The organism is Nocardia sp. NPDC052001, assembly GCF_040680615.1.
GTDB lineage: Bacteria > Actinomycetota > Actinomycetes > Mycobacteriales > Mycobacteriaceae > Nocardia.
This window is the reverse complement of sequence record NZ_JBFAXC010000005.1, coordinates 1-16,010: the sequence shown is the minus strand read 5'-3', so window position 1 is coordinate 16,010 and position 16,010 is coordinate 1. Positions and strand designations below refer to the sequence as shown.

At 67.1% G+C, this 16,010-nt stretch carries 9 protein-coding genes; 2 read left to right on the top strand and 7 right to left on the bottom strand.

Features of this window, described 5'->3' with window-relative positions:
• Window positions 1-18 precede the first annotated feature (18 nt).
• From AB0L82_RS24400 to AB0L82_RS24375, 6 genes are all read right to left on the bottom strand, one after another.
• Entirely contained in the window at window positions 19-663 is a 645-nt protein-coding gene (locus tag AB0L82_RS24400; protein WP_364640602.1) for an MspA family porin, read from the bottom strand.
• A gap of 106 nt (window positions 664-769) precedes the next feature.
• Window positions 770-4,855, bottom strand: coding sequence for a hypothetical protein (locus AB0L82_RS24395; protein ID WP_364640599.1), 4,086 nt, complete (start codon window positions 4,853-4,855; stop codon window positions 770-772).
• A 129-nt stretch (window positions 4,856-4,984) separates the two neighbouring features.
• A complete protein-coding gene (locus AB0L82_RS24390; protein ID WP_364640596.1) occupies window positions 4,985-9,052 on the bottom strand; it encodes a WD40 repeat domain-containing protein in 4,068 nt (1,355 codons plus the stop codon).
• Window positions 9,053-9,117: 65 nt separating this feature from the next.
• Window positions 9,118-9,768: an MspA family porin gene (locus AB0L82_RS24385; protein ID WP_364640593.1), complete on the bottom strand. Its 651-nt coding sequence runs from the start codon at window positions 9,766-9,768 to the stop codon at window positions 9,118-9,120.
• A 202-nt stretch (window positions 9,769-9,970) separates the two neighbouring features.
• Window positions 9,971-10,939, bottom strand: coding sequence for an alpha/beta hydrolase (locus tag AB0L82_RS24380; RefSeq protein WP_364640590.1), 969 nt, complete (start codon window positions 10,937-10,939; stop codon window positions 9,971-9,973).
• 195 nt (window positions 10,940-11,134) lie between these two features.
• Window positions 11,135-12,379, bottom strand: a complete 1,245-nt coding sequence (locus tag AB0L82_RS24375) for a helix-turn-helix domain-containing protein (protein WP_364640587.1) — start codon at window positions 12,377-12,379, stop codon at window positions 11,135-11,137.
• A 211-nt stretch (window positions 12,380-12,590) separates the two neighbouring features.
• Here AB0L82_RS24375 and AB0L82_RS24370 point away from each other — a divergent pair, with 211 nt between their 5' ends.
• Window positions 12,591-13,913 (top strand): PspC domain-containing protein, encoded by a 1,323-nt coding sequence (locus tag AB0L82_RS24370; protein ID WP_364640584.1) that lies wholly within the window; start codon window positions 12,591-12,593, stop codon window positions 13,911-13,913.
• A 10-nt stretch (window positions 13,914-13,923) separates the two neighbouring features.
• Window positions 13,924-14,565 (top strand): response regulator transcription factor, encoded by a 642-nt coding sequence (locus tag AB0L82_RS24365; protein WP_364640581.1) that lies wholly within the window; start codon window positions 13,924-13,926, stop codon window positions 14,563-14,565.
• Window position 14,566: 1 nt separating this feature from the next.
• Here AB0L82_RS24365 and AB0L82_RS24360 read toward each other — a convergent pair whose 3' ends face one another.
• On the bottom strand, window positions 14,567-15,721 hold the full coding sequence (locus tag AB0L82_RS24360) for a serine/threonine-protein kinase (RefSeq protein WP_364640578.1): 1,155 nt from the start codon (window positions 15,719-15,721) through the stop codon (window positions 14,567-14,569).
• Window positions 15,722-16,010: the final 289 nt, after the last annotated feature.

Sequence of the window (16,010 nt, the reverse complement as noted above, 5' to 3'; positions counted from 1 at the left end):
TCGGGGACCGGAAATCGGTCAGAGCGTGATCAGGTCCCCGTAGACCGCGCCGCTGCCGCCGTCACCGTCGGAGTTGGCGGTGATGATGGTGTACGGCCGCAGTGTGAGCTGTCCGCCGCAGCCGGTGACATCGAGGTGGAAGTCCTTGTTCATCAGGTACGTGAGGCTGCCGTCGCCGGGCAGATCCTTCTCCCCGGCGAGTACATCGGCGATCTTGCCCGGGGCCAGGTAGATGTCGAGCCCGATACCGCCGTACACGGTCGGCCCCATCGACATGTCGACCCCGGCCTGCGGACCGTCCAGTCCGACGCCCGCGTGCGCGGTGACGCCCGGATTGGGATCGAACTCGGGATCGATATGCAGTTTGGCGTCCACGTCGACCTGGCACGCCACGTAATACCCGGCCTTGAGATGCCCCTTGCCGCCCGCCGCGATCTTCCCGTAGGAAGTGTTGTCCAGGAACACTTCCCGATTGGTCGGCATCCCGTTCATGGGCGGCACCGGCCGCACATCCTGATCCTGATTCCCCACCGTGAACTCGAACCCGTTCGGCGTGGAGTAACTCTTCTCATGCGGGGCGGACGTCACCGCGCCCGCCCCGGGCGCGCCCAGCACGCACCCGCCCACAGCGATCAGGGCAGCCACTACCCATGTGCGTTGCATTCTTCTCCCCATCCACCAGGCGACCCGCCCCGCGAGCCAGCACTGATGATCTAGCCGCAACCTCCATGGCTGCTGCGGGACGACTGTGAATCGCCTGTGCGCACGGTCAATCGCAAGGTGGGTGGTAGGGGAGTTGTGGCAGGTAACGCCGCCAGAGTTCGGGGGTCCAGTATTTGCCGGTGATGGCGCACACACGGTCGATGGCGGGTTGTTCGTCCAAGTCCCACAGCAGGATTGCGCCATCCTCGGCGACGCTGGTGAGCGCGTGGCCGTCCGGGGTGAAGTCGAGGGTCCAGAGAATGTTCCAGGGTTCGACGAGCGGTGCGCCGATGCGACGCGGGTGAGTGCGATCGGTGACATCCCAGAGTTGAATCGAGCCATCGGCGCTGGAGGTCGCCATGGTTCGCCCGTCCGCGGTGAAGATCGACGAAATCACCATTCGCGAGTGCGCGGCGATGGGGTCGCCGAGTGCGGTGAAGCGGTTCGGATCGGTGATGTCCCAGAGTTGGATCGTTTGCTGATTGATGGTGACCATGGTGCGTTCATCTGGCGAGAGCCGGAGACTGCGTGGATAGAAGCCGTCGAACAACCGCAGTGGCTCACCTTGCTGCCGTGGGTGGTCCGGATCGGTGAGATTCCACCGGCTGATGATCGCTTCCGGGTTGGTTGCAGCGTCGGTCTGCTGCCGCGTGTAGAGGGTTTTGCCGTCGGCGCTGAATTCCAGGTCGGTGGCTGAGGAAACGTGCAGTGCCAGTGGCGCTCCGAAGCCCCGTGGGTGGGCCGGGTCGGACAGGTCCCACAGCCGGACTGTCCCGTCGGCGCCGGCGGTGGCCATCGTGCGCCAATCCGCGCTGACCTGAAATGCCTGGGTTCTATCACCCGGTACGCGCCATTCGGCCCGTAGACGGATGTGTGCGGGATCGGTCAGGTCCAGCAGTTGGAGTGGAGTGTCGCGATTGCCGCTGATCAGCAGCAGGGTGCGCCCGTCCGGAGACAATTGGATCTCGTAGATACCCGGTGGCCGCCGATATTCGCCGATTCGGTCGGGTGCGTGCCTATTCCGTAAGTCCCACACCATGATTCGGCCGTCGCCGGATTGAGTGACCATGCGTTCGCCGGTGCTGTCGAATTGTGGCTGAGATACCGTTCCGGCCTGGCCGGTGAGTATCGCGGGTGGGAGCGACCAGGTCAGGATCTCGCCGCCGGCCCCGGAGGCCAACAGGTTTCGCCCGTCGGAGGTGAAGTCCAAGACCGATGGCGCTCCGGTACAGGGGAATTCGATCCCGCGCATGCGGCAGGTGGCGGTGCTCAGCGCGAGTTCGTTCGTGATCAGTGCCGGGGCGGTGGGCTCGGTGATATTCCACAGCGCGACGCCCACGGCTTCCGAGATGGCCAGTATGCGGCCGTCCGGGCTGTAGGCCATGGCGGAGATGCTGGTGGTCCCGGTCGCGATGGGGATGCCGACCTGCTGTGGTTTCGCGGGGTCGGTGATATTCCAGAGTTGGATGAAGTTCTTGCTGTCGAGCAGCGTCGAATCGCTACCGATGGTGATCACCGCGAGGGTGTGGCCGTCAGGGCTGAAGATCGGATCGCCGATGGACGCGTCGACCGGGCCGAGCCGATCGGTGATGACCCGCGGTATCTGGCCGTCGCCCAGGTTCAGTAGTTCGATGGATTGATTGAACGCCTTGCCGTCGGTGTCCCGGCTCACGGCCAGCATGCGCCCATCCGGGCTGACGGCGAGGTGCGGGATCGGCGTGTTCGGTGCGGGGCGGTGGAATTCGTACGGTGCGCTCGATTCGGGCGCGGTGGGCTTCCGCAGGCTCCAGAAGGTCAGGTCATTCGGCTTCACCACGATCAGGGTGCGTCCATCACCACCGGCGAAACGCATGTCCAGCAGGCTGCCTCCGGGTGCGGGAAGCTCCGATATCTGTTGCGGGACAGCGGGATCTCGCACATCCCAGATTCGAATTCCGGAGTCCCGTGCGACGGTGGCCAGAAGTTCCCCATCGGGGCTGACGGCCATGGATTCGATTTTGTCGAGACTCTGCCCCAGTGCCAGCGGGTGGTGTGGGTCGCTGACATCCCACCGGCGCAGTTCACCGCTCCAGCCGAGAGTGACGAGCAGCTTGCCGAGGCGGTACTGCTGCTGCCAAATACCTTCTTTTTGAACGCGATTCACGTTGGCGAGCGGCATGGCCTGGGTGCGCAGCAGCCTGATCCGCACGTCTTCATCGTGCGGGCGCAGCTGTCGTGCGACCAGATAGAGCTGCGCGGCAAGGGACGGGTCGGTATTGCGCACGCGATCGGCTTCGGAGAGTACGGCCGTGAAGGTCTTGTCATCGCGTTGCTGTTCGACCAGGCGAGTCTGGGTGTACGCGGCGAAACCGAGTGCCAGCAGGGCGACACCCAACAGCGCCAGGATCGTCTTGATGCGGGAGGAGCGATGCCGGGTGCGGGTGTGCGCGGTGGTCGCGGCGTCGAGGAATTCCCCGGCGAGCGGACCCAAGGGTGGTGGATTCGCGTGTTCGAGAGCGTTCTGCAGCCGGGTGCCGCGATAGAGCAGCGATGAATCCCGTTCCTGCGCAGCCCATTCCGCCGCGTCGAGTTCCATGCGTTGACGTACGAGGTAGCCGACGCGGTCCTCGTCGATCCACGCGCGCAGGCGGGGCCAAGCGGTGAGGACTATCTCGTGGGTGAGGGTGACGGTGTCGGCGTCGAGGGTGATGAGGCGGGTGGCGGCGAGGAGTTCCAGTGCGGCGGTGGCGGCTTCGGGATCGGCGGCGCGGCGGAGTAGTTCCGGTCGTTGAGCTCGGCGGCGGGTGTCGCGGGAATTCTGGCTCACCGCGATAAGTCCGAGCAGTATGTCCTTGGCCGCTGTCCGCTGCGGGTCGGTGAGTTCATTCCAGGCGTGTTCGGCGGTCTCGGTGACCGAGCCGACCACGCCGCCCGCGCGGCGATATCCGGCGACCGTGAGCTTGCGGCCGTCGCGGTGCTGCCAGGTGGCGGCCATGACGTGCGAGAGCAGGGGGAGCGCGCCGGGGTGGTATTCGCTGCGGTCGTGCTGGTCGCCGACGCCGCACAGTTCGGTGATGACGAGTTCTTCCAGCCCGGGTTCCAGGGTGAGGCCGACCGTGCGGGCCGGACCCGAAATCGCCTGTGCCAGTTCATCTGGTCGCATAGGCCCGAGTAGATAGCTCCGCTGCTCGAGTGCGTGCTGCAATACCCGGTAATTCAGGCACTGCGCGTAGAAGTCGGCGCGTAGCGCCATCACCACGGCGACCGGATCGTCACCGCGCGTCGCGCACTCGTTGAGGACGCGCAGGAATTCCTCACGTTCGGATTCGCCCACGCAGGTGGTGAACAACTCCTCGAACTGATCGATGATCAGCAGCCGCCGCGGGCCGTCGGACGGGCCCAGAGCGGTGGTGAGCGCGTCGATGCTGACCGCCGCGGTGGAATCCGCTACGCCGGAACCGTCGATGGCTGTGACCGGGGGTTCGACGGGTTCCAGTGCCGCGCCAGGGGATTCGTCAGGTCCCAGCACAGCGGTCGAGGGTTCGGCGGGTCTCAGCATGGCGGTCGAGGGTTCGGCAAGTTCCAGTGCGGCGGCCAAGGCGGTGAGCGGATGCGCGCCCGGGGTGAGGGCGGTGATTCGCCAATCTCCCAGTACCGGTGCCAGACCGGCCGCCAGCAGTGAGGACTTGCCTGCTCCGGACGCACCGATCACCGCGACCGGGCCGTGCGCCGTGCGCACCAGTTCGGCGAGTTCGGCGGTGGCTCGGTCGCGGCCGAAGAACAGCCGCTGGTTCGCCGCGGCGTAGGAGGTCAAACCCGGGTAAGGGCAATCGGTTTCGCCCGCATCGTCCTGGCTCCAGCTGGTGGCCGCGAGCCAGATGCGCTGCCACTCTTTGGGTTCGGCGAGTTCCCTGGTCAGCGGATGCTCGGCGTTGCGTGCCAGTTCGACGAGCGTCAGCACCACCGGCAGCAGTGATTCGAACCGCGCGGGCACATTCCGCCCGGCCTTCCAATCACTGATCCGCTGCGCCGAGGCACCCCCGCCCGCACGACTGCCCTGTGCGGCCCGCATTCTATTCTCCGCGATCGTCGCGACCCGCCGCAGTGTCGGATTACCGGCGGCCGCATACAGTTCGGCGAATCGCTCCGCGAAAACCGCTCGCGGCGTCGGCATTTCCCGATCGTCGACTACCACGTTCCCCGTCACCACGCCCCCACCGCACTTCGATCATCCCCTGGGGAGTATGCCGCGCCGACGCGGCGCGCCGCCAGCCGGTTCTATGACCGCTGACGGCGCGCACATTCAGGCACACGGTGGTGAATAGGGGAGTTGGGGTAGGTAGTACTGCCAGAGCTGCGGGGTCCACGTGACGCCGGTGGCGGCGCAGACGCGGGTGGCGACGTGGTCGGGGTTCAGGTCCCAGAGTCGTACCGCGCCACCGCCTCCGGTGCCGATCAGAAAGCGGCCGGATGGATGGAATCGGGCGTCCATGATCTCGCCGGAATTCACCAGGGAGCCGCCGATTCGCCGGGGATGGGCGCGATCGGTGAAGTCCCAGAGCTGAACCGCGCCGTCGATGGTGTTGATGGCCATTGTGTGACCGTCGGCGGTGAAATCGACCGAAAGGATCGAACCGGGTGGGCTGACGATCGGATCACTCAGGGCCCTGGGCTTTTCCGGATTCTCGATTGCCCAACTCCGCGTCGTCCTCGCGCCGAAGGCCAGGAGGGTGTGCAGGTCGGGGGTGAAGGCCACCCGATAGGTGTCTTGCAAAGGTGCGCGGAACAACTCGTCGAGTTGCCGTGGTGTGCCCGGATCGCTGATGTCCCAGCGCACGACGACGAGATCACCGGAGCTGCCGCCCGAGAGTTCGGTGACCAGCAGGGCGCGGCCGTCCGGGGTGACTGTTGCCCCTTGGAAGACCGGTATCTCCGCGGCCGGGGTGATGCGTGCGCCGAGCGGGGTGGGGCGGGTGCGGTCGGACAGATCCCAGAGTTGTGCGTGGTGGTTGCCGACCGTGACCGCGCGTCGCCAATCGGGGCTCACCGTGACGGTGACCAGTTCGCCGCCGGATATCAACGGCCAGTTGACCGGCGGTGGGATGTGTGCGGGATCCGACAGATCCAGCAGCAGAGCGGTGGCGGGGGAGGCGGCCGTCACCAGCAGGGTGCGCCCGTCCGGACTCAGATGCGGTGCGTAGTACACCCGTGGCAGGGTGAACTCGCCGATGCGCTTGGGCGCAAGGGGATTTCGCAGATCCCAGACCAGTATGCGACCGTCGGCGGAGATCGTCACCATGCGATCGCCGGGGTCGTCGAAGACAGCTGTGGACACGGTTCCGGCGTATCCGCTCAGATCTGCAGAGGGGGGCGACCACAGTTGGATCTGCCCGCTCTGATTTCCGGTGGTCAGGGTGCGCCCGTCCGGAGCGTACGTGAGCACTTCGAAACCGCCCTCGCAAGCCGCGGCGCTGCCGTCGTATCGGCAGGTGTTGGCACTGGTGGACAGGCGGTTCGGGCGGCGCACGGGATTGCCTGGATCGAGTACGTTCCAGAGCGCGCCGCCGTTGCCGCCCGCGACGGCGAGGGTCTGCCCGTCAGGGCTGTACGCCAGTCCGAGCACCGTGCTGCCGTCCGGGTCGGCCAGGATCGAGGCAAGTCGCGGGTGCGCGCGATCGGTGATATCCCACAGGCGCAGGGTCGATGTCAGGCGCGTGGTGCCGGGAACCGCCTCGTAACCGCCCGCCGCGAGAGTACTGCCGTCGGGGCTGATGGCGATATGGCGGACGCCACCGCTGGCAGCTTGGAATTCGCTCAGCGGGGTGGCGGCTGCCGGGTTGCCGACATCCCAGAGCCCTACCGTCCCAGTGGGTTCGGCGAAATCGGTGGTGGCCAGTATGCGTCCGGTCGCGTTGTACGCCAGCGATTCCAACCCGACGGAGGCGGGTATCGCTGGATCGGATCTGGGCGGCCGCGGCGCGGGTGGACCCGGAATCGGGGTAGCCGGATCGCTGAGATTCCAGAGCGTGAGATCAGTCGCGGAGTACGCGGCGACGGTGTGCCCGTCGCCGATGAAGATCATCTCTATCGGCCGTGTCCGCTGCTGCCCGTCTCGGCTCAGCGTGGTCACCAGACGGGGTGCGCCGGGTGTGCGGATATCCCACACTCGGGGATCGTTCAGGTAGCCCGAGGTGATCATGAGCGTGCTGTCCGGACTGAACGCCACGTGCTTCACGTCCGATATTTCCGCGCCCAACTGCCGCAACTGCCGGGGCGCGGTGGAATCCCACAGGCGCAGCGTGTTCGCGATGGCGATCGACGCCAGCACCTTGCCGTCCGGTCGATACTCGATCTCCGATATCTCTTTGTCGTGCGCGGTGATTCGCGTCATCAACGGCAGGTTCTGGGTTTGCAGTAACCGGGTGCGCACATCCTCGTCCTCGGGGCGCATGCGGTGCGCGATCAGATACATCTGTGCCGCCACTGACGGATCGGCGGCCACCAGGCGGTCGGCCGTCGCCATTACCGCCGCGAAGTTCTTGTCCTCGCGTTGCTGATCGGCGCGGCGGCCGTTGTTGTAGCTGACCATCCCGACGATGAGTAGGCAGACGCCGAGGAAAACCAGTCCCGCCCTGGTGATTCGACCGAGGAGCTTGGACTTGCGAGCGGTATTGCTCGCGGCGTCGAGGAACTGTTGTGCCAGCGGTCCGACTGGCGGAGGGGCCGCATGCTGCATGGCGTTCTGCAGCCGGGTGCCGCGGTACAGCAGGGATGAATCTCGTTCCTGCGCTGCCCATTCGGCGGCATCGGTTTCCAGTCGCTGGCGGACCAGGTAGCCGACGCGGTCCTCGTCTATCCAGGTGCGCAGGCGGGGCCAGGCGATGAGGACGATTTCGTGGGTGAGGGTGACCGCGTCCGCGTCGAGGGTGATGAGGCGGGTGCGGGAGAGGAGTTCCAGTGCGGCGGTGGCGTCTTCGGGGTTTTCGGCGCGGCGTAGGAGGTCGGGGCGTTGGGCTCGGCGGCGGGTGTCTCGGGAGTCCTGGCTGACGGTGACGAGGCCGAGCAGGATTTCGCGGGCGGCGGCGCGCTGAGAGGGGCCGAGTTCGTTCCAGGCGTGTTCGGCGGTTTCGGTGACCGAGCCGACCACACCGCCGGAATTGCGGTATCCGGTGATGGTGAGGCGGCGGCCTTCGCGGTGTTGCCAGGTGGCGGCCATGACGTGCGAGAGCAGCGGGAGCGCGCCCGGGTCGTAGCTCTGGCGGCCGTGGTGGTCGCCCGCGCCGCAGAGTTCGGTGATGACGAGTTCTTCGAGGCCGGGCTCGAGATCCAGGCCGACGGAGCGAGCCGGGCCCGAAATCGCCTGTGCCAGTTCGTCGGGGCGCATGGGGCCGAGAAGGTAACTGCGATTCTCCAGGGCGTCCTGGAGGATTTGATAGTTGAGGTAGTGGGCGTAGAAGTCGGCGCGCAGGGCGAGTACGACGGCGAAAGGATCGTTGGTGCGGGTGGCGGCGGTGTGCAGGGCGGTGAGGAAGTCCTCGCGTTCGCGTTCGGCCGCGCAGGTGGTGAAGAGTTCCTCGAACTGGTCGATGATCAGCAGTCGGCGCGGGCCGTCCGCGCGCGGGGCGAGGGCCGATTCGAGCTGTGTGGGAGCCGAATCGGTGTGCGCGGGCACCGAATCGGCCTGCGCGAGAGCTGGATTTTCCTGCGCTGGCAGCGAATCGGTTGGCTCGGGGTTCGAGGCCCATCCCGTGAGCGCCTCGGCGAGTGCGGTGAGTGGGTGTGTGCCGGGGGTGAGTGCCGTTGTCTCCCAGTCGGTGAGGGCGGGGATGATGCCTGCCGCGAGTAGGGAGGATTTGCCTGCGCCGGAGGCGCCGATGAGGGTGATCGGGCCGGTGGCGGTGCGGATCAGGTCGGTGAGTTCGGTGGTGGCGCGGGTGCGGCCGAAGAAGAGGTTGTGGTCGGCGGCGGCGTAGGAGATCAGACCGGGGTAGGGGCAGGCGGATTCGGTGTCGGCTTCGGGATTCCAGGTGGTGGCGGATTGCCAGAGGCGTTGCCATTCCTTGGGTTCGGCGAGTTCCCGGGTCAGTGGATGTCCGGCTTTGCGGGCCAGGTCGATGAGGGTGAGCACCACCGGGAGCAGGGATTCGAAGCGGGCGGGGACATTTCGGCCCGCTTTCCAATCGCTGATGCGCTGTGCGGACGCGCCGCCCGGGCGGGTGCCCTGGGCGGCGCGCATGCGTTGCTCGGCCGCGGTGGCGACGCGGCGGAGGGTCGGATTGCCCGCCGCCTCATATAGTTCGGCGAAGCGCTGGGCGAAATGCGTTCGGGGTGAACGGACCTGGGGTTCGGAATCGGTGTCCCTGGTCACCATGGTTCGTCCGGCATTCGATCGCTCCCCACCCGCATACCGCCAATTTAGCCGCCGTCGTGCGCGGATCACAGCGACATCGGTTCGCCGAGAACGTATTCCGTCACGCTGACCTCGGGTGAGGTGGCCTGAATGACGGTGTACGCCTGCACGGTCAGTGGTCCGCCGCAGTTCTGCACGGTGAGGCGATAGTCGCGGTTGATGATGTAGCCGGTGCCGCTCGCGGGCAGCTCCTTATCGGTGAGCGCGGGCGGCAGGGTCAGATCGATGATCTTGCCGGGCGTGATCGACAGATTGGCTCCGATGCTCGCCCCGAGCTCGGGTGAGATCGACACGCTGGCGGTCGGTGTCACCTCGGTCAGGCTCGCGCTCGCCCCCACCGAGGCGTTCACATCGATGCCCGCGCTGGCCTTGATATCGAATTTGACGTCCAGGTCGACGGCGCAGGCGATGAACCAGCCCGTGTGCAGCTTGCCGGTGCCGCCGGTGACGGTGCCGTAGGACGTGTTGTCCAGGTACGCCTCCCGACTGGTGGGCATGCCGTTCAACGGCGGCACCGGGCGGATGGCGTTATCGGTGTGCCCGACGGTGACGCTCATGCCGTTGGGCGCGGTCACCGTCTTCTCGTGCGGTGCCAGTGCTCCGGCCTGTGCCTCGCCCTGCGCAGCGATGAGGCTGAGTGCGGTGAGCGCTCCGGCGATCGCGGTCTTGATGATCATGTGTGGTTCCTCCCCGAACCTCGTTGCGGGACTCGATGACCCGCTGATCGAAAGGTAGGGAGGAGCACGGTTCCGGACGCCGGAGTTTCGGGCCGGATGATGGAAAAACACCCGGTGGCCGCTGGTGTGACCGGTTATCCGGTCCGGCCGCGCGCGAGCCGGTCCGCTGTCCGGACCGGACAGGAACCGGCTCGTATCGCGTTCAGGCCGAGCGGTATTCGCCCGCCGTGTCGAGGACGCCGTCGACGAAGGAACCGATCTCGGCGACGGCGGCCGTGGCCTCCGGTGCGAACCCGGCCGCCGCCTGGAACACATGCACCTGATCGCCCCAGATCTGGAGCCGGCACGGGACGCCGTGCGCCTGTAGCCGTTCCGCCATCAGCACGGCGTCGGGGTAGAGCATCTCCGAGGAGCTCGCCTGGATCAGGGTCGGCGGCAGACCGGTGAGATCGCAGTGCGCGGGCGATTCCGGCACGATTCCGCCGCCCGCCGCGCGCGCCATCACCTCGAACGCGGGGATCGCGCCGGGGGCGAAGATATCGCAGGTGTGCGCGGTGGCCGCGGCGAGCTTGGCGGTGAAATCCCAATCGGCGAGCGGGGCCATGGACACGATGGCGGCGGGCATGGGCAATCCCCGCCTGCGGATCTCCACCGCGGTCATGAAGACCAGATAGCCGCCCGCCGAATCGCCCATGAGGGTGATCTTCTCGGGTGGATAACCCCACTCCAATGCCTGCCGGTAACCGTCGACGCAGTCCGAAATCGCCAGTGGGATGCCGTGTTCGGGCAGCTTGCGATAGTTCACGGCGAGTACTCGGGTGCGCAAGCGCACCGCGAAACGCGCGGTCAGCTGCCGGTGCAGATGCCGTCCGCCGACGACGAAGCCGCCGCCGTGCAGATACAGCACGAAGCGCTCCGGATCCACGACGTCCGGGACGGTAAGTGTCGCACCGCATTCGGGCAGCGCCACCGCGGTGCGGGTGAGCCCGCGCGGACCGGGCAGTGGACGCCCCAGCCAGTCGGCGGCGCGGTAGGGCCAGCGCAGCCGCGGATGGCGCGCCCAGATCGAGATGAGCGGCCGCACCGTACCTCGGATCAGGGCCGATACCAGCCGGGATTGCGGGCTGCCGCCGGGAAAATCGGTGCGGTGCAGGGGATCCGACGCGGTCATGAGAGTGCCTTCCCGCCGGTGCGGTCGTGCCCGGCGGACCGGGGTCCGCGCGCACCGGGGTACAGCTGTTTCCGGCCCCGTCGCCGCCCGGCATCATCGTGTGCCGATGTGCTCGGAGACAAGTATCGAAGGCCGGAATACGCGGTGTCACTGCATGTTCGGGAGAACCCGGCGGTACGGATTTGTGACCGGAGACTAATTCGGGACGAAGGCGGGTTCGGGTTCGCTGAGCCGGTACACCGTCAACGCCGCCGCCAGCATCCGCGAATCGTAGGGGTCGGCGGGATCGAATCCGGTGAGTTCGGCGATGCGCCGCAGTCGATAACTGAAACTGTTGGGGTGCAGGTGCATCGCCGCCGCCGCGCTCTTGCGATCCCAGCCGTACCGGATGTGGACCTCGAGCGTCTCCAGCAGATGCGGATGCTCGATCAGCGGGGTGATGCGGGACGCCAGCCGATCCCGGGCGGGGCCGGGGCGGGTGAGCTGATACTCCAGCATCAGATCATCGAGGCGATAGGCGCCGGTGGGACGGCCCAGTTTTCGAGCCAGTACGCCGAATTCGGTGATCTGCGTACTGGATTCGGGAAGGTCGGCGCGGGCCACCGCACCGAAGTCGATGATCACGACGGGAACGTTGAAGATCTGCTCGAGATCGGCCGCGAGGGCCGCGTACTGGGCCGCACCCCGGATGGGTCCGGGCGGCAGCAGCGCGATTCCGGCCGCGCCGTCGAAGGTGTGCAGCGCCGTGGTGCCACCGGCCAGCTCCTCCAGCGCATGCTGGGCCCGCTGCATGCGCCGCCGGGCGATGGCATTGTCCACCAGGGGAATCGAATGGTCGGGCGGCACCACCTGGAGCGCGATCATGTCGTAGCTCTCGGCGATGGTGATATCGGCGCGGGCCGCGAGATCCGCGCCGGCCGATCCGCGCAGCAGGGCGGCGCACAGTTCCCGGCGGGCTTCGCGTTCACTGCCGTACAGGGAACGCTCCACATCGGCATGGGTTTCTGCCATGGCGATGGTCGAGCGCTGGAGCACCTCGAGCAGGATCTCCGACAGCGCGATCAGATCGGGCAGATCCTCGGGCGCGGCCGCGGCGGCCGCCTTGCGCCACAGCAGGCGCACGCTGCCGAAGAACGCGGTGATGAGCACGCGCAGCGGGATGCGTTCCTCGGCGCGCTGTTCCACGATCGGGGTGATCAGTTCGATCAGCTCGTGCTCGTCCACGTCCCGCCGTTCGTCGACCGCGCGCAGTACGGCCATGGTTCCGCTGATGATGCGGGCCGCGACGTCATCGGAGAAGAGCTCGTCCGGCACCTGTTCCGCACCGGGCACGGTGGCCAGGCCGGCGGCGAAGAGTTCGTCCGCCAGTTCGGAGAGTTTGGGCAGCAATCGCAGCAGGACCGGAGCGTCGAGGGTGAGGTGATGCTGCGTGATGGACATCGCCGAATTGTCACGTGGAACAGGATTCGGCGCAATCTTTGTGCAATCCGGTCATGGATTTCGACAATATGTTTGTCTCCGGATACAAATTTAGACGCCGATGTTCTACATTTCGTGCACCGGCGGCGCTACCGCGCGGCGGCGGTTCTCAGGGCTGAATCGGGGTGTTTCCCGATGCCGCGTGTCCCGGCCGCATGCCAGTATCGAAGGCATGTATCCGTCCGCACCCCTGTTCGACCCTGCCCGTGGGGCGTTCGATCCCGCGCGCGGGTCCGTCGACGCGGCCGGTCCGGCGGGTCAGCCGCCGAAACTGGTGCGGCGGGCGGGCGGCCGGGTGGTCGGTGGTGTGGCGGGCGGAATCTCCGATCACCTCGGCATCGACGTATTCAAGGTGCGGATCGCGTTCGTACTGCTGTCCGGTCTGCTTGGGGCCGGGGTGGTGGCCTACGGCATGCTGTGGATCTTCACCCCCGGCGGTGATGATCAGGCGCGGCCGTCCGCCTCGGAGCGGCGGCAGGCGGGCGGCCTGGTGCTGCTGGGTTTGGCGCTGTCCGTTGGCATGTCGTGGTTGTTCAGCGGTACCGCCGCGCATGTGATCGGCCCGGTCATCGTGGTGGCGATCGGCGCGGCGCTGGTGTGGCGCGAATTCGACGCGGACGGACCGCGATCGGTCATCGGCCTGCCCGCGCGGCCGTCGGTGGTCACCTGGGCGCGCATCGTCGGCGGCGCCACGCTGATCGTGGTCGGACTGGGCGTGGTGGTGTTGGCGCGCATCAACTGGAGTTCGATGGGGTCGGCGCTACTGGCGGTGGCGGTGACCCTGGTCGGGGCCGGACTGCTCACGGTGCCGCTGTGGCTGCGCATGGTGCGGGCGCTCAATGATGAACGCGCGGCGCGCATTCGCAATGACGAGCGCGAGGAGATCGCCTCGCATCTGCACGATTCGGTATTGCAGACCCTGGCCCTGATTCAGCGGCAGGCCGAGGATCCGCACGAGGTGGTGCGGCTGGCGCGCAGTCAGGAACGCGAACTGCGCCGCTGGCTGTTCGACGATTCCGGTCCTGCCGAATCGAGTCTGGCCGCCGCACTGCGCACCATCTCCGGTGAGGTGGAGGATCAGCACGGGGTGAAGGTGACGCCGGTGACGGTCGGCGATGTCTCGATGGATGTGGACGACAGCGGAATCGGCCTGCCCAAGGAACATTTCACCGCGGTGCTCGGCGCGTCCCGGGAGGCGCTGGTGAACGCCGCCAAACATGCCGAGGTGCCGTCGATCGATCTGTTCGCCGAGGTGGAACCGCATCAGGTGAGCGTGTTCGTGCGCGATCGCGGTAAGGGTTTCGATGTGAACGCCGTCGAGTCCGACCGGCAGGGGCTGAGCAGATCCATCCGCGCGCGGATCGAGCGCCGGGGTGGCAAGGTGGAGATCCTGTCCACGCCGGGGCGGGGCACCGAGGTGCGAATCATCATGCCGCGCAAGGATGGTGCGGACGAGCGCATTGTGGTGCAGCAAGAGAATTCCGCCGCCGAATGAGGAGATGTTGTTGAGCGTCCGGGTGTTTCTGGTCGATGATCACGCCGTGTTCCGGTCCGGGGTGCGGGCCGAGCTGAGCCGCGAATCCGATATGGAGGTGGTCGGCGAGGCGGGCGGGGTGGCCGAGGCCATCGCCGGTATCAAGGCGACCACGCCGGATGTGGTGCTGCTGGATGTGCATATGCCGGACGGCGGCGGCGTGGCGGTATTGCAGGGTATCGAGGCGGGGCCGGTGTGCTTGGCGCTCAGCGTGTCCGATGCCGCGGAGGATGTGATCGCGGTGATTCGCGCGGGGGCGCGCGGCTATGTCACCAAGACGATTTCCGGCCCGGAATTGGCCGACGGCATTCGCCGGGTATCGGGTGGCGATGCCGTATTCAGCCCGCGCCTGGCGGGTTTCGTGCTCGACTCGTTCACCGGTAAGTCGCAGGTGCCCGAACCGCCGCTGGATCCGGAGCTCGATTCACTGACTCCGCGTGAGCTGGAAGTGCTGCGGCTGCTGGCGCGCGGCTACACCTATCGCGAAATCGCCGAGAACCTCTTCATCTCGGTGAAGACGGTCGAGACCCACGCCTCGAACGTGCTGCGAAAGACCCAGCAGTCCAACCGGAATGCGTTGACGCGCTGGGCACACCGCCGCCGTATCGACTGAATTACAGCGCCACCAGAATGACGATGATGATCAGCAGGCCGATGAGCAGGCCGATCGCCACCGCGAGCGGTCCGGCGTTGGGGCCGAGCTTGGCGAAGTCGAAACCCTTCGACTTCTGTTGCGGCGCAGCCGGAGCCGAGGCATTGGCACGCTGCGGCCGGGGCAGCGGGCTGGAGTGCGGGCTGCGCAGTCCGGCGGCGGAATTGCGGGCCGCCCAGGCCGGAATGGTGCCGTCATCGGTGCGCACCGGCGCGCCCAGAATGTAGGGCGCGGTGCCGGGACCGAATGCGGCGGTGAGGATCTCATTGCGCGCCTCGGTCATGGTGGGGCGGCGCTGCGGCGCCGGTTCCATCATGTGCAGCAGCACCTCGGTGAGCTGTCCGCTGCGCTGCGGCGGAATGATCTGCGCCATGGCGGCGCGTTCCACGATCACATCGCTGTCCTCGTGGAAGCCGTACGGCGGCTGGCCCTCGATGGCGGTGTACAGCGTTGCGCCGAGCGAGAATACGTCGCTGGCGGCGCTGGGCTGGGTGCCGCGCGCGACCTCCGGCGGCAGATAGGCGGGGGTGCCGGTGATGACGTCGCCGGGATCGTCGGAGGCGTCGCCCGCACCGCTGGAGATGCCGAAGTCGCTGAGCTTGACCATGCCGACCTCGTCACCGCGATCGGCGACCAGAATGTTGCCGGGCTTGATATCGCGGTGCACGATGCCCGCCGCGTGCGCGGTGGCGAGCGCGTCGGCGACCTGTGCGCCGATCTGCGCCACCTCGATGGGGGAGAGCGCGTTGGCCAGCGAAAGTGCCTTGGCCACACTGCGAGAGGGCAGGTACTCCATCACCAGCCAGGGTTCACCGGCTTCCAGCACCACGTCGTAGACGGCGATGGCGTGTTCATGGGAGAGCTTGGCGGCGACCCGGCCCTCGTGCATGATCCGCTTGCGCACCTCCTGCGCCTCGTCCTCGCTGAGTCCGGCGGTGGTGAGCACCTGTTTGATGGCGACATCGCGGTGGAGTAGGCGGTCGGTGGCCAGCCATACCGCACCCATGCCACCGCCACCGAGCTTCGACTGGAGGCGATAGCGGCCGGCAACCAGGTAATCAGGGCCGACGATGGGACGGGCGCGTTCGGTCACGGGTGCAGGGTAGCGGAAAACCATCCTGAACGGCCTCCTTCGAAGCCGAACGTTTGCGCCACACCCTCTTGACGCGCGGCGACACTCGAGTTCTACTTTGCTGCGATCGAACATATATTCGATTATGTTAGGTAGCTGGATCGGTGCTGTCTCCTCGGGCTCGGACATCGGTTGGGAGAGGTGGGTCGATAGATGAGTGCGGCGGCGGAAGCGAAACAGGCACAGCTCGCTGAACTGCGGCGACGCATGGCGGCCATTCCGGCGCGCGGGGTGCCGGCGGCGGTCGCGCCCGGGCCGGGCCCGGTGGCCGCCC

What these genes read in the sequence shown, in the direction of transcription:
- AB0L82_RS24400 (WP_364640602.1), bottom strand. Translation starts at nt 663, where the DNA reads ATGCAACGCACATGGGTAGTGGCTGCCCTGATCGCTGTGGGCGGGTGC.
- AB0L82_RS24395 (WP_364640599.1), bottom strand. Translation starts at nt 4,855, where the DNA reads ATGCCGACGCCGCGAGCGGTTTTCGCGGAGCGATTCGCCGAACTGTAT.
- AB0L82_RS24390 (WP_364640596.1), bottom strand. Translation starts at nt 9,052, where the DNA reads ATGGTGACCAGGGACACCGATTCCGAACCCCAGGTCCGTTCACCCCGA.
- AB0L82_RS24385 (WP_364640593.1), bottom strand. Translation starts at nt 9,768, where the DNA reads ATGATCATCAAGACCGCGATCGCCGGAGCGCTCACCGCACTCAGCCTC.
- AB0L82_RS24380 (WP_364640590.1), bottom strand. Translation starts at nt 10,939, where the DNA reads ATGACCGCGTCGGATCCCCTGCACCGCACCGATTTTCCCGGCGGCAGC.
- AB0L82_RS24375 (WP_364640587.1), bottom strand. Translation starts at nt 12,379, where the DNA reads ATGTCCATCACGCAGCATCACCTCACCCTCGACGCTCCGGTCCTGCTG.
- AB0L82_RS24370 (WP_364640584.1), top strand. Translation starts at nt 12,591, where the DNA reads ATGTATCCGTCCGCACCCCTGTTCGACCCTGCCCGTGGGGCGTTCGAT.
- AB0L82_RS24360 (WP_364640578.1), bottom strand. Translation starts at nt 15,721, where the DNA reads ATGGTTTTCCGCTACCCTGCACCCGTGACCGAACGCGCCCGTCCCATC.